Raw genomic sequence first — 17,946 nt, 5'->3', positions numbered from 1 at the left:
CATCATTATTAAGCTAAGTCTTTAAGCTGTTGATAAATATGCTCACGGCGCGCTTCAAGTTGCCACAATTGCGCTCGATCGGCGCTTAAATGAGCCTGCACCAGCTTAGCCATCATTTCCTCTTGGCTTTGCAGACCGACATCAACGGGAATCAACGCTTCATCCAATCGCCAAACCTCAGCCAAGTGCCATGCGGAAAGGTATTGCACTTGCTCTTCATCCAAGCTAATGGCAAGCAAATCATGGCGAACACGTCCAGATGACTCAGACAGGGACATCAACTGTTGATCACGACCAATCCAATACCAAGTCTCTGCACAGCCAAAGAGAAACTCTTGGCAATTTGGCATAAGGCAGTGTGCGACCGCAGTAATGACGCGAGGATCGTAATAACGCAAGACTCCCTTTGTTACACCTTTATTCCACTCGGCATGCAAACTAATTTTTAAACGCGCTTCTAATTCAAAGAAGTCACCCGTCCCCACTAATACCAGCAGATTTTTTGATTCAAATTGACTGTTAATTAATAACTCTAAACTCGAGGTGCTGGCGACATAGCGCAGCAAAATCGGCCCCATATCTGCCGCATCAGCATGCGCTGAATCAGTCAAAAGGACACTGTGTGCCCGTAATTCTGGATGCTTAAGCAATTGCCGTTTTTGCCGACCATCTAACTGAGCTTGATCGATGATGGCATCCACATAAACGCAATCGATTTGTTGCAACTGTTGATTTAAGACATCAATACATTGCTCGGGTGTTGCGTGTGCGAGAACGGCCTGTATTTTCATTTGGCAGCCACCAGCGGATTCGCTTGCTTTGCGGCATTGAGCAAACATTCTTTACAAACCGAATTTGGAAACTGCGGGAACGGCAGATTCATACTGGCTGGCCCACTCCAATCATGCTTACCGCCCTTAAAACTCACTTTCCCCGGCGCGTGCAGTTCGATTTTTCCGCCTTTGATGCGGATATACGCGCCGCCGGCGGTGAGGAGGATTTCTTGTTTGGCGTTAAAGCGATTTTGGCCTTTGATGGCGGTCAGTTTGACGTTTTTATCGGCAGTGATTTCGATGTCATCACTCTGCGCCTGCATTTGCACCTTGCCTTTCGCCGCAATCAGCTTCATCGTAATCTTGTCTTTGGTGCCGCTCACAAATAGGCTGATGTGTTGGCCGACATTGTGTATCCAGCGGCGGCCAGTGGTTTGGTTGCTGTCGCGCTGCGCGATTTGATCGAGGTTTGTGCCTGCGGTTTGAGTCAGACTATTTGGCGTCGTCAGTGCGAGGCCGTCTTGGCCGTGGATGAGCAAGAGTTGTTGCTGGCCGGTTTGATCTTCAGATTTAGTTTTGCTCTCAAGGTCGGTGTTGCTACCTGCACTCCAGCTTTTGCTGGCGTGAACGTGCTGGTGTAGGTGGCCGGTTTTATTCTTTTCGCCTGTTGAATTATCCGGCTTGATGGTTTGGTCTTTATCCCCCGTTTCTATGCTGTCGGCGAGTTGCTTGGTGGCGACTTCGCCGAGGCTGTTGGCCAGTTCAAATGCGGCTTCGAGCTGGCTGTTGACTGGGTTGCGGTCGAGTTGCTGGCCGCTTGCACCACTTTTCGCCTCAGTCGTGAGTAGCAAGCCTTTGCCAGCGCGAATTGCGCCTTGCTGATCGGTGCGCAGCTCGAAACCTTCACCGCGTGTTTCAGACTGTTTTTGACCGGCTTCGCCTAGGCCATTGGCGCGCGGGTGAATTAAGTAGCCGAGATTGAGTTGGGTTTTGGCATGTTCGCTACTGAGTTTGGTGCGAACTTGGCCGGTGCTGTCATCGAACAACAGTTCGCCATATTGGCCGCCCGCGTGTTCTTTGGTTTTGATGCCCGACAGCGCTTTGTTCGCTGGCAGCGTGCCTGCACCGCTAAAGGTTGGCGTTGGGTGGCTGCCGTTGTAGACGACACCCGTAACAATCGGGCGATCAATATCGCCTTCGATAAAGTCAACCAATACTTCTTGGCCAACGCGCGGGATGAATTGATGGCCCCAGCCTGCGCCAGCGCTTGGGTAGGCGACGCGAATCCAGCAGGAGGATTTGTCGTCGAGATTCGCACCAAAGTTAGCGTGTTCGCTTTGGCGTTGCCAGTGAAACTGTACCTTGATACGGCCGAGTTCGTCGGTGTGAACTTCACTCTCAGACTGATTTGAACCGGCCTCACGGCCTCCCGCGCCCACTACCGTCGCAGTTTGCACACCGCGTGATTTAGGTTTGGCGAGTGCATCGGTTTCATTTAAAGCAAAAGCAGGGGTAATGGGCTGACCACGGCGCTGTGCGGTGAATGCAGCTTGATACGGTACTGGTGTATTATTGTTGTTGCTGGCCACGCTATTTGCAAACAGTGCATTCGCGGGCGAGCCCGCTCCTACGCTCAATTTTGCCGAGCCCAATAAACTCGGTGCCACTTGTAAGAGTTGCTGCGTTAAATCGTGCGGCAGATTGTTATTGGCAACGAAGTTCAGCCCGGTAATTGCAAATTCACGTGCTTCTGCGCTATCCCATTCGTGAGCGGGATGATCTTCGAGTCGGAACCATTGCCCCGCTTGCAAGCTACGCAATGTGCCGCAGCCAGAGAAGGATTTCTTTTGCACATCGTGTGCTTGCTGGCGCAATTGCGCGTAGCGACTGAGTTGCTCGGCATCGCCAGCGTAATAGAGGCTTTGCGGGTCGTAATCTTCAAAACTACTTTGGATTTGCTGCCCGCCGTCACCTTGATCCACCGCGCTGTCATCGCCGCTATGTTGCATATTGACTGCTTTGTAATCAAAACTGGCCAGCGACACGCTATTGCTGCCGACTTGGCGCTGGCTGGTCCATTGCGTCAACGCATCGGTTTCTTCAGTTGCATCGGCGCGATGAAAACGCACTTGGCTGTCCAAGGCTTCGGGGATGGCAAAAGCGTCGTCAAACACCACTAATTGTACTTGTGGGGAGTCAGCAGGTAGATGCGAAAAACGCCAAGCGAGGCCTTCTTCGTGCAATAAACGCACCAGAAAATCATAATCCGATTCGCGATATTGCAGGCAGTAAGAGCGCGGTAAATGCTCGCCGCTGAGTTTGAAATCCAGCGTTTGCACTGCGGCAAACACCGAATTATTCGCTTGATGCTCGCCTAGTACTTGCTTGACGATATCCGGAACGGACAAGTCCTGAAACACGCGCGAAGTGCGGCGATGGCGTAAGAGCGCAAACGGCGGCTCGACGATCAATTGGTACTTCGCAAAACCACCATCCGCACCCAGCATTTGCGCTTGCGACACCACGCCGCAACGCTCAATCGCGTCGCAATTGGCGTCCGCCACGCTCAGCACAATAGGCAGTCCGAGCAAGGATTTCAGCGCTATGTCGTTGGCGGGCGACAGACAATCGATCTGATAGCGATAAGCCTGATTCACCCCCTCTCGCCCCGTTACCGACTGCGGCAAAAGCTGCTCTACCCAAGTCGCACCGTCGCCGACTTGCAGCGAGATTAAACGCGTTTCTTGATTGAAAGCAGAGGCAAAGGAGGCAAGCAGATTGCTGAGGTTCATGGACTATCGATTCGATAAAAGTGCTGTTTACGTAAAATGGGCTTGGCCAAATCGCCACTGCCTTAGCTTTGAATTGTCGCCAGCCAATTGGCGATTATCCCCTCCAACGTCTGTATTACTTGCGATGCAGCTCACAAACTAGCCTTTGCCCACTTGCGGCATCGTCGAAATCAGCGCCGCGCCGCAGGCGGTTTTATGACCTTCCAGCGCGACAGCTTTTCCGCCAACGAGCCATGTTGGATCGCCCTCTACAATCGGGCAAACGCCGTGGCCTTTCATTGGGCAGCTGACTTTGTCGCCAACAACCGCGACGGGTTTGCCAAATAAAACGGTTTTGGGCTGCGCGCTAATGACAACACCGCCATGGCTGCTAGGATCGCCAATGCGAATCACACGTTTCATGCGTTTTGCTCCTGCGGTCGCACCAGCGCAAGGCTGATGGATTGCGCTTCATTCGAACCGACCTCACTCACCCCAAAAAACTGCGCCAACACCACCGGCGCAGCAAGGCGTGCGCAATGCATCACGGCCATCGCCGTTTGCAGCACATTGCTCGCGTGGCCAACATCGCCCCATTCGCACACGGTATTGCTGGCTTCATCGATCGGATTCAGTGGCACTTGCTGCTGGCTTAAGGCGACAGAAATCGCCGCCAAACGCCCACCACCCACATCGACATCGCCGCTGTTGTGTACCAGCCACGCAATCGATTCGGCTTGATCTTTGCTGCAATCGCGGTCTTCTTCGCTAAATGGATAATCCCGCATCGCGGCATTCAGTAGCGCATTTTCAAATACAGAATGCATTTCCCGTGCGAATGCTTGTTGATTGGGGTATTGCGCTGTAGCCATTACAGGTACTTGCAGTTGTGCCAATACGGGCAGTTCGAACAAAGAAGCTTGCTGCGCTGTGGGCACTCGCCCCCATGCCTCATCGCTGTATTGCTGCTGCTTTTCCCAGTACGGCGTATAGACATCGTCGTTGTGTTCACGCACAACAGCCTCTTTGGGCTCGGGCAAATGCGCACGCATAAACACCATCGCCACCGCTGCTTGGCTTGGCATCCCCAACCACGCATTCAAGCGCTCGTGCTCAGGATCGATTTCATCCCACTCATCGACCATTCCTCGTTGCAACAGCGGCGTGTCGGCGGCCAAAATGAGCACGCCAGGTACGCTGACATTTTGCTGTAACAGCTGCTGCACCCGCACCATCAGCGCGCCAGTGCCGGGCAGAAAACGCGCATCCACACTCGCGGGCGCTTCTTCAAAATATTGCGCCCCAGCGGCGCGTTGTTGCACCGATTTGAGCATTGCCAATTGCTCGCGACCATCTTTATCCGTATGCGCTTCAAAGTAATGTGGCAGCCACGCCGCGCCGGGCGCACTGGCATACACATCGCTTAAAACTTGCTCAATCGCCCGCTCTAGCTGCGTGGCGGCATCGTCGTCAGCATCAATGTCATCGACCAATAAAGCTTGCCAATACGCGCCTTCTGGTAATTCATTGAGCCATGCAGGCTCTTGCTTCACCGCCACTGCGTTGCCCCAAATCCCGTGGCACAGCACGGCGTGCTGGCGCTCGACCAAGTCAGCCAAATGCTGCTGCCGCGCGCCTTCGCGCAGTGCAACTCGCTCAGCCTCTGCTGCGTCTTGCTTGGCTTGCAACATGTCACTGAGCTTGGACGCACGGATTTTTTGCCACACCCGCCACACGACGCCCAGCAAAATGGGCGGCGCAAGATGCAGCGACAATAAAACGCTGGGGCTCATGGTTTGCCAGCTCACCGGCAATACCCACCACAGCAATAACCACCAAGCAGTAAAGAGCCCGCCAAACAGGCCCAGTGTTCCTAGCATTGTGTTTCCCTTATCTCATTAAGCAAAAGCTTTCTTGCTTCCTTATCTCGCCTCGCTGTACTTCACGTACTAGCTTCGGCTTCGATACCTCGCCATACGAGGTGGCCTTAGGCCAAAACTTTTTCGCCTGCATTTAGCTCAATTTAACTTTGATTTCATCGCCCTTCAGCGAAAGCGTAATTTTCTTCACGGGCTTGCCACTCGCCATCCGCGCCAATAGATCCGCAGAGATTTTCGCCAACACAGAACGAGTCAGAATCGCATCGGCATCGCGCGCGCCGCTATCCACATCCAAGCAACGATCTGCAATCAGATCCACCAGCTCAGTTGGGAAGTCCAACGTTGCGCCGTGATTTTGCAGAATACGTTTGGCGATTTTTTCGAGCTTGAGCTTCACAATCAGGCGCAAAACTTCGTCGCCAATCGGGAAATACGGCACTATCGTCAGGCGGCCCAGGAAGGCTGGTTTAAAGGTTTTTTGCAACGTAGGACGCAAGATTTCGATCAAATCATCGGCAGTTGGATCGCGGGTTTCGTCGCCAACTGTCACGCCGCCATCGCAGGCGCGCATCACCAAATCAGTGCCCGTATTCGACGTCAGCAAGATAATGGTGTTTTTGAAATCGACTTCGCGGCCTTCGCTGTCTTCCAGAATGCCTTTATCAAACACTTGGAAGAATAATTCGAGCACGTCGGGATGTGCTTTTTCGACTTCATCGAGCAACACGACCGAATACGGTTTGCGGCGCACCGCTTCGGTCAACACACCACCTTCGCCATAACCCACATAGCCCGGCGGCGAGCCTTTCAAGCCCGATACGCTGTGCGATTCTTGGTATTCCGACATATTGATGGTGATCAGATTGCGCTCGCCGCCGTACAGCGATTCGGCCAGCGCCAAGGCGGTTTCGGTTTTACCCACGCCCGATGGGCCAACCAGCATAAACACGCCTTTGGGCTTGCTTGGGTCGTCCAGATTGGCCTTGGCGATTTGCACGCGCTCGGCAATTTGCGCCAAAGCGTGATCTTGGCCTATCACGCGCTCAGAAAGTAATGCGGCAAGCTTTTGCACTTGCTCCAATTCATTACTGACCATGCGCCCCAAAGGCACGCCAGTCCACGCGGAAATCACATCGGCAATTACATTGGCATCCACGCATTCGTACGCCAGTGGCTGCAATTTTTGCAGCTCGCGTAACTCAGTGCGTTTGGCTTGCAGCGGGCTGATTTTTTTACCCTTGGCGGTGGGCTTATTATCGGCGGCGGCTTTTAAGGCTTCGATCTCGGCGATCACCGCTTGCTGTGCTTCCCAAGCGGCGATGAGCGTTTGCAAATCACCCTCCAAAGCTTCCCGCTGCGTGGTGAGTTCAGCAATGCGCTCGGCATTGCCTTCTTCGGATTGCAGCGCTTTTACTTCACGCTCAATATTAGCGATCAACACTTCAACATCTTCAATCGGCGCAGGGCGACCCGAACGCGACAAAGCGACGCGCGCGCAAGCGGTATCGAGCACGCTAATCGCTTTATCGGGCAATTGGCGGCCAATAATATAGCGGCTCGACAAATTCACTGCCGCCACCACCGCCTCATTCACAATCACCACATCATGATGCTTGGCCATCGCGCCCGTCAGGCCGCGCACCATTTGCACGGCGATTTCTGGCGCAGGCTCATCGACTTTAACCACTTGGAAACGCCGCGCCAGTGCAGCGTCTTTTTCAAAATATTTTTTATACTCAGCCCACGTCGTCGCCGCAATGGTGCGTAATTCGCCGCGTGCCAGCGCAGGTTTGAGCAAATTGGCTGCATCATTTTGCCCCGCTGCACCGCCTGCACCAATCAAGGTATGCGCTTCGTCGATAAACAAAATAATCGGCACAGGGCTGGCTTTGACTTCGTCAATAACTTGGCGCAGACGATTTTCAAACTCGCCTTTCACACTCGCGCCCGCCTGCAACAAGCCCAAATCCAAGGTGCGTAGCGTCACGCCATGCAATACCGGCGGCACTTCGCCACTAATAATTTTGAGCGCCAAGCCTTCCACCACGGCGGTTTTACCCACGCCCGGCTCACCCGTCAAAATCGGATTGTTTTGCCGACGACGCTGCAAAATATCGATCATTTGGCGGATTTCAGCTTCACGGCCCAAGACCGGATCAATCTTGCCCGCTTTGGCCTGCGCGGTGAGATCGATCGTGTATTTATCCAGCCCGGGGCAGCCTTTGCGTACCGTCGCTGGATTGATCGTACTATCACTCTGCGTATCATCCAATGCGATTTCAGATGTATTACTCGCTAGCTCTCCACCATGTTGGCGTAGCGCAACATACCCACTAATTGCGCGTTGAGCGTCCATTTTCACAAAGCTGGTCAAATGCCCTTGCACCGTGGCGCGCAGCGCATCATCGCGCACCAACGCCAACAACAGATCGAGCGTAGACACACTATCCTGACCAAACTCAGTGCTCGCCATCAGCCAGGCTTTTTCTAGCCATTTGGGCAGCCAGCTCGACAGCACCGGATTGCGCGTATTGCCAGTGCGAAACTGCGCCAACGCCGATTCAAGCTCGCGATCCAGGCGATCCAAACTCAAACCCAAGGCATGCATCGCCGCCACCCCAGCGTTATCGTCCTGCGCCAAAATCGCCAGCAAAACGTGCTCGATTTCAATTTCAAAATGAGTACGCGAAAGCGCACGACTCGCCGCCTCTTCAACAGCACGACGCGCAGTAGGGGTAAGGCGGGAGATTAAGGCTTTGAGGGGAGTGGACATGCGTTGTTTAATCCAATGTATTGATTAGATCGCCCAATGGCGATAAACATAAAAATTACAATTTGCTGTTCTGACAACCCGAGCTATTACATTCACGCAAACGATCTTGCAAAAATTGACTGCGTTTAATCGTTGTCGATGATGCACAATCCAAATCAACCAAGAAACTACTACCACGCGCTTCTGAACAACGTGAATTGCGATCTTTCATCCACGCTAACTGACCCGATTTAAGCGATTTTTTGCCATCGACATCTAATTTCCCTGCTAGCATTTTGAAATTATCATTTAGCTCTTTATCTGCTTCTTGATAAACCTTGCTTAAACAATACAAACTATCAAAATCATTTTTTGGTTTGTCACAGGCTGAGTTAGCGAATGCGGTTGCAGAGAACAACAAGAATACAGAAAAACACAATGACTTCATGATCAGCACCTTAATTAAGTACAATTAATTATTATTCAAGCCACACTTTCGAATAGAAAATGCTTTCCATTTTTTTAGCATTGCTTTAAGCATATCAGGATTGCTTTTAAGGGTAGCATCAGGGACTGGCCCTTTCTCTCCACCAAACGAGCTACCATCACAAATAATGGTCTCTTCTCCACGCAATGAATTTTTCTGTCCACCAACATAAGCAAAATATTTAATATTTAGCGGATCAATGCCACCAACACATCCAACCCGATAAGCGATGTAATAAACCTGCGCCCCACTTTTTGGATCAATAGCAAGCATTCTTGAATTCTTAATAACCTCCAAAACAGGATCTTCCTCACAATTTCTTACAAAATCACGGAGCTCCCAAATTTTATTATCCGAAAGAACCCCGGTAACTATCAGTGATAAATCAGCGCCTTCCGTCCCTTTCGTCTCCAATAAATAATTGACTTTATAATCACCAAATTCATCAGTCCAGTTTTTACTGATTGCAATTACCATAGGAAAATGCACAACAAGCAATAAAAAAATAAACCGTTGCAGTATTTTCTGCGTCATTTTGTTTACTCACAGTACAACTCTAATACACTCAAATAAAATCTATCGATCATATACTCAATTTATCATTCAGATTAATAAAACCACTTAATTTTCAATCATTCAAATCACATTACTACTACTTTTTAATCTCACCATACCAAAATGAACGATCCACTTTCGTAAAGTCTATTACTACTCCTAGACTATCTTTCCAATGCAAACTATCTACCCATTCACCTAAGCATTTTTGAGGCTCTGCTTGATAAAGCAACGCCCCTGTTTTTCTATCTAAAAAAATACAATATGCATTATCATGCAGCCACTTTTTTCCTGCAGACTCTGCAACCCCATAATTAGAAATTCCGATATAGACAATTTCATTATCTTGCGCCTCTAATTCACTTGGCAACGTTTCCACATTGTAATTATCAAACTTACGTTTTAATACGTCCGACTTCTTTGATTCTAAATCAATATAAATTTTTCTATCGTAAGTACGCCCTACTAGCTTCGAAAGTCTGAAATTCAAATTTTCTTTTCCAAAATATATCCCTCTATCGAGGCAATATACATTTGTAGAAAAAAATGCAGCCATCATTACAGAAAAATAAATTACCCTCATATAATCAAACCTTATTCTTCATCTTATTAAATCTCTTAACCATATCAGTACCGCGCCGCTTATTGCCATATATCTCAATAAATCCACTTTCGTAGTCTTCGTTATACTCACCCATTAGAAATGGATCTTTGTCTACAATTTTCTTTAAAGAAATATATTCTTCAATCGCAGATTGTAAATCAGTAGAAACATAAGCGGGGCGATTCACATATTGATCTACAACAGTAGCTTGGCCTAAATTTGACTTAACTAGATCTCCTATCAAAAATTTCTTCCCACCTATTTTTATCTTCAACTTCAAAACAAGATTTAATTGATTAATAAAATCCCGCACTTGAAATCGCACAAACCTCTCATGCTTTATAGCTCTAACTATTACAGCCAAGGGTTTAGATGAATACTTGTCTTTTTTCTTATGATTAGTCTTGTTAAAAATAGAATCATCTCGTAATATATTTTTTAAATCGATAGATGTTTTATTATCACCTTTAGTGATATCTTTGTCTGAGTAGTACATTATTGCTTCAGTATTGCTTTTACCTTCAACTGTCCAGCCACAATTTACAAATAATGCCTCATATAAAGCAAATTCTGCGTCTCTAAATTTTGCAACTAATGCAGGAAACTGCCCTTGGCCATTAGAATTAATCGTTTTTTGCATAGCTCCTGCAGTTAGTGCTTCACTATCATATGCCTGTACAGAATCTAAATTACCTTCATTCGCGGACATGATGCAAATTACCTTTTTCCCATTAGCATCTACATATCCATCAATAATATCCTGATCCCATCCTTGATATTGCTCAATTGGCAAGACTCCTTCATACATTGGCCCGTACTCACTCACATATTTAACACATGAGAAGATAGCACCAAGGTTGCAGCCACAATCAGCAGCGACTGGTATAATTACTTTCGATGAAGAAACTTCTTTCTCATTAGTTATAATTTTTTCATTAGTAAGATTAATACTTGTTTTACTTTCATTATTTTCTTTCATAGCAATCACTCCATCAAAATTGCTTTCAGTACTTTTAGTGGTTTGACTGTTACAATTCGCTCAGTTTCGCCTTGTGCGTTTGTCGTGCCCTTATAAATAGTTCCTGTCTCTAAATGAATCTCGTAAGGAACCCCAACCTTCGGTAGTTTCGTTATTTCATCCACAAATACTAAACACTCATCAAATTCAGGTAGGATTGGTAATCCAATTGGTCTAGTAATCCTCGCTCCGCCACTTAGTAAATGATTTTCCCCCTTCACACTCACCTCACCTGGGCAATGAATTTCAATATTGCCGCCTTTCAACCGAATATATCCACCACCACAAGCGAGTAAAATTTCATCACCAGCAACAATTTCTACTTTCTCTTTACATGCCGTGATTTTGACGTTTTTATCTGCGGTGATTTCGATGTCGTCGCTTTGCGCTTGCATCTGTACCTTGCCCTTCGCAGCAATCAGCTTCATCGCAATCTTGTCTTTGGTGCCGCTCACAAACAGGCTGATGTGCTGCCCGACGTTGTGAATCCAGCGGCGGCCGGTGGTTTGGTTGCTGTCGCGCTGTGCGACGTGGTCGAGGTTTGTGCCTGAGGTTTGAGTCAGGCTATTTGGCGTGGTCAGTGCGAGGCCGTCTTGGCCGTGAATCAGCAGGAGCTGTTGCTGGCCTTCTTGACCTTCAGATTTAGTTTTTTCATCGACGTCGGTATTACTGCCCGCGCTCCAGCTTTTTGTGGCGTGAACGTGATGAAATAAATGCCCATGGCCGGTCTTCTCACCGTTTGAATTATCTGGCTTGATCGTTTGATCTTTGTCACCCGTTTCGATGCTGTCGGCGAGCTGCTTGGTCGCGACTTCACCGAGGCTGTTTGCTAATTCAAATGCGGCTTCGAGTTGGCTGTTGACTGGGCTGCGGTCGAGCTGATTACCGCTGGCGCCGCTTTTGGCTTCAGTCGTCAGTAGCAAGCCTTTGCCAGCGCGGATTGCGCCTTGTTGGTCGGTGCGTAGCTCGAATCCTTCACCGCGTGGATCGCCTTTGCCATTGGCGCGCGGGTGAATTAAGTAGCCGAGGTTGAGCTGAGTTTTTGCGTGTTCGCTACTGAGTTTGGTGCGAACTTGGCCAGTGCTGTCGTCAAACAGCAATTCGCCATATTGGCCGCCCGCGTGCTCTTTGGTTTTGATGCCCGACAGCGCTTTGTTCGCTGGCAGCGCGCCTGCGCCGCTAAACGTTGGCGTCGGGTGGCTGCCGTTGTAGACAACGCCCGTCACAATCGGGCGGTCGATATCGCCTTCGATAAAGTCGACCAGTACTTCTTGGCCAACGCGCGGAATGAATTGATGACCCCAGCCTGCGCCAGCGCTTGGGTAAGCGACGCGAATCCAGCAGGAAGATTTATCGTCAAGATTTGCGCCGAAGCTGGCATGTTCGCTTTGGCGTTGCCAGTGAAACTGCACTTTGATGCGGCCGAGTTCGTCGGTGTGGACTTCGTTTTCACCTGCCGCGCCAACAACGGTCGCCGTTTGTACGCCGCGTGATTTGGGTTTGGCGAGTGCGTCGGCTTCATTTAAAGCAAAAGCAGGGGTAATGGGCTGGCCACGGCGCTGTGCGGTGAATTCAGCTTGATACGGGGCAAGTGTATTATTGGCGTTAACGGCGGCGCTATTTACAAACAGTGCATTCGCGGGCGAGCCCGCTCCTACGAGTAGACTTGGTGCAACTTGCATCAGTTGCTGCGCTAAATCATGCGGCAGATTGTTATTCGCAACAAAGTTCAGCTCGGTAATCGCAAATTCACGCGCTTCTGCGCTATCCCACTCATGCGCGGGATGGTCTTCCAAACGAAACCACTGCCCTGCTTGCAAGCTGCGCAATGTGCCACTGCCGCTGAAAGATTTCTTTTGCCCATCGTGTGCCTGTTGGCGCAGCTGCGCGTAGCGGCTGAGTTGCTCAGTGTCGCCAGCGTAGTAGAGGCTTTGTGGATCGTAATCTTCAAAACTGCTTTGGATTTGCTGCCCGCCGTCGCCTTGATCAACCGCGCTGTCGTCGCCGCTGTGTTGCGTGTTAACGGCTTTGTAATCGAAGCTCGCCAGCGACACGCGATTGCTGCCGACTTGGCGTTGGCTCGTCCATTGCGTCAGCGCATCGGACTCTTCTGTCGCATCGGCTCGATGAAAACGCACTTGTGAATCGGCAGCTTCGGGCAATGCAAATGCGTCGTCAAACACGACCAATTGCACTTGCGGAGAATCGGCTGCTAGGTGTTCAAAGCGCCAAGCGAGGCCTTCTTCATGCATCAAACGCACGAGAAAATCGTAATCAGATTCGCGATATTGTAGGCAGTAAGAACGCGGTAAATGCTCGCCGCTGAGTTTGAAATCCAGCGTTTGCACGGCGGCAAATACTGAGTTATTCGCTTGATGCTCGCCCAGCAGTTGTTTGACAATATCGGGAACGGATAAATCCTGAAACACGCGCGAAGTGCGGCGATGTCGCAGCAGTGCAAACGGCGGCTCGACGATCAATTGATACTTCGCAAAACCGCCATCCGCGCCCAGCATCTGCGCTTGCGACACGACGCCGCAACGCTCAATCGCATCGCCATTGGCGTCCGCCACGCTCAGCACAATGGGCAGGCCGAGCAAGGATTTCAACTCGATGTCGTTGGCGGGCGACAGACAATCGATTTGGTAGCGATACGCCTGATTCACCCCCTCGCGCCCCGTTACCGACTGCGGCAAAAGCTGCTCTGCCCAAATCGTACCATCGCCCAGCTGCAAGGAAATTAGGCGTTGTTCTTGCGAAAATGCAGCAGCAAAAGAGCTGAGTAGTTGAGAAACATCAAATGGCATAAATTGGCTCAATTGCTACGCAAAATCATAAAATAAAACAGATGCTTAAATTTCAATATCCAATTCAACTGCATGTGCAGCATCTTCGGTATTAAATTTCTGGCGCATTTTTTTATCTGGAATTCCTTGCTGAATCAGGAATTTTTCTACATTATTCGCCCGTGCTAATGCTGTTGATTTAGCATTGCCAACTTCTTTTGCATTGCAAAATCCGCGCAGTGTAATCACGCGCGCTTCTTTTAGCTTTGGCAAAATACTTTGCAATTGCGCCTCCATTTCTGGCGTCAATTTTGCAGACATTTTGTCAAACGTTAACAAGTAAGGGTTAACCACAACTGCGGCAGCAGAAGCTACAGCAGTGTTCGACTTGCTGCCTAGTGAGGGTGCAGGTGTTGATTTTGCGACTGGTTTGTTAGCGCAACCATTTAATGCAACGCCAAGTAATACAGCGGTTACAACTAAAACTGAACGTTTCATTTAAAATATCCTTTGCAAAACACTCGAACAATAAAAGCAAAAATTAACTTAATCTGCCGATTAAAGATTTAACCTGAACAAATAGAATAAGCTTAAAAAACTACATTTCAACAATAAATACCACGGTTATATAAATAGAACTCCGCACATCATATGCAATGAAAGGGCACAAATGCACCTTCCATTGCAATTTAGATCATTTCAACAAAGACTAAGCAATTGTTTTATTAGCCGTTAAATCCCAGCCTGCGCTAACATTACCGCCACCAGCACCATCAGTACGTTTTTGCTGAGTGTAAGTCCATTTGATTTTTCCATAACTAAAGCTAACCAATTCACTTGGGAAACCTTCGTCATTTGCAGAGCCGTGCGGCACAACTTTAGAAATTAAAACTTGTTCCATTTTAATTTCCATATACTTCACTTTATCGCCACCAGAACGGCATAATTCAATTGTAATTTCTTTGATATGCTTACCCGTGCAGCATGCTTCGTAAATTTTTGGGCTCGCTTTATCCAAGAAATGGGTGATTTCATATTGGCTATGATTTACACGTTCAGCAGTTGCACCACCCGCAGAGCTGGCAGTGGCTTGAGCTGGTTGCTCAATTTTGTGTGAGAAAGAACCAATTTCAATCCAATCTTTATGTTTGTCATCGGTTGATTCGCCAGGAATACCATCAATTTTCAAAAATGCATCAAATGCCATGTTGCAAAACTCCAAAAGGATATAAAAAATTACTACTTAGCTTCGCTGCATCAACGTGTGGGTTTTGGCAACTCCGCAACCAGACGCAAGGAAATCGTGAGTTCATCAAGCTGAAAATGCGGGCGCAAAAACGCCGCTGCACGATAAACACCTGGCTTCCCAGGAACCTCAACCACATCAACGCGTGCTTCACGCAATGGGTATTTAGCTTTAGCTTCTTGGCTTGCAGAATCATCCAACAAGACATATTGCGCTAACCAAGTATTTAAGAAGTCTTGTACATTTTGGCGTGAGGCAAAACTACCAATTTTGTCGCGCATAATCGATTTCATATAATGCGCAATACGAGAAACGGAGAAGATATAAGGCAGCTGAGTAGAAAGGCGCGCATTCGCATTTGCCGAATCTGTATTATAAGACTTAGCTTTTTGTGAGGATTGCCCACTGAAAAACGCGGCGTAATCCGTATTTTTGCAATGCACTAATGAAATGAAGCCTAAATCAGAGAGTAGTTTTTCAGTGCGATCTGTAATTGCCACTTCAGTTGGGCACTTTAATGCGACTTCACCATCATCTGTTTTGAAAGTATGTGCAGGTAAGCCTTCTACCAAACCACCACCTTCAACGCCGCGAATTGCAGCCAACCAACCGTATTCTGCAAATGCTGCCGATAGGCGTGCCGCATAAGCGTATGAAGCATTACTCCACAGATATTTACTGTGATCAGTGCCATCAACATTTTCTTCAAAATCAAAGTCTTCAACGGGGCAAGTTTCACGGCCATACGGCAGGCGACCCAGCACGTGCGGCAATACCATACCGACATAACGAGAATCATCCGATTCGCGGAAAGATTTCCATTTTGCGTATTCAACCGTATCAAAGATTTTGGCTAAATCGCGCGGTTTACCAATATCAGTAAAGCTTTCCAGACCAAATAATCCAGAACCCGCAGAAGTAATTAATGGCGCATGGGATGCCGCTGCAACGTGCGAGAGTTCTTCAAGCAAATAGAAATCTTCGGGATGGCGACCAAATTCAAAATCGCCAACCAAGCCAGCATAAGGTGCGCCACCAAATGTGCCGTATTCTTCTTCATAGATTTTTTTGAAGAGCGCACTTTGATCGAATTCAGCAGAGGCTTTAAAATCTTTAAGCAAATCTTTCTTAGATACATTCAGCACTTTGATTTTCAACATCGTGCTGGTTTCAGATTCAGCAGTGAGATATTTCAGGCCGCGCCAAGAAGCCTCTAGCTTCTGGAAATCGCCATGATGCATAATTTCATTCAGCTGCTCAGAAATTAAAGCATCAATTTCTGCAATCCGCGCATCCATACTGGCGGTTAAATCGCGTGATACTGTAACAGTGCCCGCCAAAACTTGATCGGCTAATTCACTAATTAAATCTCTTGTATGCTCTTTCTCATTTTGATTCGTCGCAATACGGCTATTATCAATAATCGTATCGAGTAAACTGAATGTTTGAGTGCCCGCACTTGGCGCATCAATGACTTTTTGATCGGTACTCATCAACTTACTCCTCAATCGACGCTGGGCGTGCTTTGCTAATTTGATTTAATTTCTCAGTATCACGAAGAACTTCGTCTAATAGCTCTTCCAACTTATCATTCCCAACCACTTTATTGCGTAAATCAGAAAGACGCTTGCGTGCATCTAGCAGTTTTTTTAGTGGCTCAACCTGATTAACGACATTCTGTGGCTCAAAATCAGATAACGATTCAAAATTCAGCTCAACAGACATTTGTGTACCATCGTCTTTAAGCTTATTTTCTACTTTCATTGCTAAACGCGGTGCCATGCCTTTTAAGACGTCATCGAAATTATCACGATCGATTTGCACGAACTTTCGTTCTTTTAGTTTCTTTTGTGGTTCTTTGCTATGCCCGGCATAATCACCTAACACACCCAACACAAAAGGCAATTCCTTATTTTCAATTGCATCACCAATTTCAACGTCGTAAGTAATTTGAACGCGTGGAGGGCGAACACGCGATAATTTTTTCTGGGTGCTTTCTTTACTCATTATCAATTCCTAAAAAATGAAAATAGCGATACAAGAGATGCTAACTTATTTCAGCTGTAATCTTAAATATTATTTCGCGCAATTTAAATAAAGGCAACAATGGGTCACTCAGCTGGCGCCCTAAAATATATGAGGCCTCAGCATACGATTGATGTGATCGCCATGGAGACTTCACATCACAAGCATCGACTGTTTGCCGAAAATCAAGCTGACTTCCCCAAAGCATCGACAATTGCAATTCCGTAAATTGATTAAAACTAAGCGCCAAATATCGAATTCCCCCTTGAGTCACAAAAGCGAAATTCAATACATTCTGTCCTTGCGATTGGATTGCAGCTCGGCATAGCGACATCCATACTGCCGCGCCTAGTATTTCCTCACCGGCACCTGTCGGCAATGGCAGCATAAAGACCTGAGCCGGCATACTTGCACCGTAACGACGTACTAATTGCAAATAAAATGCAAAAGAAAGAATAATGGACTCTAAATCGCCCTGACCTGCAGAACGAAGTGCCGATTCCAAACTTTCAATTGAAGTTTTCGCCATATGCCGTTCTAGTAAATTAGATGCCAATTCTAAGTCGGCCGCCGCACGATGGCTAAATGCCATTTGCTCTTCCATAAATTGCCGACAAGCAACCATTTCTACCGAGTTTTCTGCTGCATTTTTAAGTTGCTCTTTCAATCCTGAAAAAAACAATTCATTTGCGAGTACAAATTCAGCTTCAGCACCATTCAAAATGTCTGCTGCAATACACACCCCTGCAACTAAAGGATAGTGGCGTAATGCTTCATCATGGCTAGGTAATACAACGCCAAAAAAACTCCAGCGGCCATCTTTGCTATGAAATAAAACTTCGCTATTAGGCGCTTGCAAATACATTTCTTGCCAATCTTCTTGACCAGATAAATGCTTCAAACTATTTGCTAATTGCTGGTCAATATCCACAGCGGCAGGGTGTGACGCATTCACACGAATAAAATCAGCGCGACGAGGTAGCTTTCCGAAAATAGCGTATTGCAATTGCAGCTCTTGTACTTTTTTAAAATTAAATGGCATTACGCAC

15 protein-coding genes are annotated in these 17,946 nt (G+C 47.8%); all 15 read right to left on the bottom strand.

The genetic code is table 11. From position 1 onward, the window contains the following. Window positions 1–8: 8 nt before the first annotated feature. The 15 genes from tla1 to tagF all read right to left on the bottom strand — a co-directional run bounded on the left by tla1 (window position 9) and on the right by tagF (window position 17,939). Window positions 9–791, bottom strand: coding sequence for a toxin Tle1 chaperone Tla1 (gene tla1 / locus Q320_RS0115450; RefSeq protein WP_027469743.1), 783 nt, complete (start codon window positions 789–791; stop codon window positions 9–11). Continuing rightward, complete coding sequence (locus Q320_RS20195) at window positions 788–3,565, bottom strand: type VI secretion system Vgr family protein (protein WP_035853988.1); 2,778 nt, start codon at window positions 3,563–3,565, stop codon at window positions 788–790. The genes tla1 and Q320_RS20195 overlap by 4 nt, the downstream gene beginning before the upstream one ends. A 138-nt stretch (window positions 3,566–3,703) precedes the next feature. Next, the gene (locus Q320_RS0115440; RefSeq protein ID WP_027469742.1) at window positions 3,704–3,967 is read right to left on the bottom strand and encodes a PAAR domain-containing protein; all 264 of its coding nucleotides are present in this window, start codon (window positions 3,965–3,967) and stop codon (window positions 3,704–3,706) included. Continuing rightward, window positions 3,964–5,424, bottom strand: coding sequence for a hypothetical protein (locus Q320_RS20190; protein WP_051534815.1), 1,461 nt, complete (start codon window positions 5,422–5,424; stop codon window positions 3,964–3,966). The genes Q320_RS0115440 and Q320_RS20190 overlap by 4 nt, the downstream gene beginning before the upstream one ends. 133 nt (window positions 5,425–5,557) lie before the next feature. After that, the gene (gene tssH / locus Q320_RS0115425; RefSeq protein WP_027469741.1) at window positions 5,558–8,197 is read right to left on the bottom strand and encodes a type VI secretion system ATPase TssH; all 2,640 of its coding nucleotides are present in this window, start codon (window positions 8,195–8,197) and stop codon (window positions 5,558–5,560) included. A 55-nt stretch (window positions 8,198–8,252) separates the two neighbouring features. Further along, window positions 8,253–8,624, bottom strand: a complete 372-nt coding sequence (locus tag Q320_RS0115420; protein ID WP_027469740.1) for a lysozyme inhibitor LprI family protein — start codon at window positions 8,622–8,624, stop codon at window positions 8,253–8,255. A 24-nt stretch (window positions 8,625–8,648) separates the two neighbouring features. After that, window positions 8,649–9,197 (bottom strand): M949_RS01915 family surface polysaccharide biosynthesis protein, encoded by a 549-nt coding sequence (locus Q320_RS21050; protein ID WP_051534814.1) that lies wholly within the window; start codon window positions 9,195–9,197, stop codon window positions 8,649–8,651. A gap of 118 nt (window positions 9,198–9,315) precedes the next feature. Then, a complete protein-coding gene (locus Q320_RS0115410; RefSeq protein ID WP_156939087.1) occupies window positions 9,316–9,801 on the bottom strand; it encodes a hypothetical protein in 486 nt (161 codons plus the stop codon). A gap of 4 nt (window positions 9,802–9,805) precedes the next feature. Further along, window positions 9,806–10,801: a hypothetical protein gene (locus Q320_RS0115405; RefSeq protein WP_051534813.1), complete on the bottom strand. Its 996-nt coding sequence runs from the start codon at window positions 10,799–10,801 to the stop codon at window positions 9,806–9,808. A gap of 5 nt (window positions 10,802–10,806) precedes the next feature. After that, window positions 10,807–13,647, bottom strand: a complete 2,841-nt coding sequence (locus Q320_RS20180) for a type VI secretion system Vgr family protein (protein ID WP_084282691.1) — start codon at window positions 13,645–13,647, stop codon at window positions 10,807–10,809. 45 nt (window positions 13,648–13,692) lie between these two features. After that, complete coding sequence (locus tag Q320_RS20175) at window positions 13,693–14,124, bottom strand: OmpA family protein (protein ID WP_051534812.1); 432 nt, start codon at window positions 14,122–14,124, stop codon at window positions 13,693–13,695. A 211-nt stretch (window positions 14,125–14,335) separates the two neighbouring features. Next, complete coding sequence (locus tag Q320_RS0115390; RefSeq protein WP_027469737.1) at window positions 14,336–14,833, bottom strand: Hcp family type VI secretion system effector; 498 nt, start codon at window positions 14,831–14,833, stop codon at window positions 14,336–14,338. 50 nt (window positions 14,834–14,883) lie between these two features. Beyond that, on the bottom strand, window positions 14,884–16,365 hold the full coding sequence (tssC, locus tag Q320_RS0115385) for a type VI secretion system contractile sheath large subunit (protein ID WP_027469736.1): 1,482 nt from the start codon (window positions 16,363–16,365) through the stop codon (window positions 14,884–14,886). Window positions 16,366–16,369: 4 nt separating this feature from the next. Beyond that, window positions 16,370–16,879 (bottom strand): type VI secretion system contractile sheath small subunit, encoded by a 510-nt coding sequence (tssB, locus tag Q320_RS0115380; RefSeq protein WP_027469735.1) that lies wholly within the window; start codon window positions 16,877–16,879, stop codon window positions 16,370–16,372. Between the two features lie 40 nt (window positions 16,880–16,919). Continuing rightward, entirely contained in the window at window positions 16,920–17,939 is a 1,020-nt protein-coding gene (tagF, locus tag Q320_RS0115375; RefSeq protein ID WP_027469734.1) for a type VI secretion system-associated protein TagF, read from the bottom strand. Window positions 17,940–17,946: the final 7 nt, after the last annotated feature.

The organism is Deefgea rivuli DSM 18356 (assembly GCF_000620145.1).
In the GTDB taxonomy this organism is placed as follows: domain Bacteria; phylum Pseudomonadota; class Gammaproteobacteria; order Burkholderiales; family Chitinibacteraceae; genus Deefgea; species Deefgea rivuli.
This window is presented reverse-complemented; position numbering and strand designations above follow the sequence as displayed.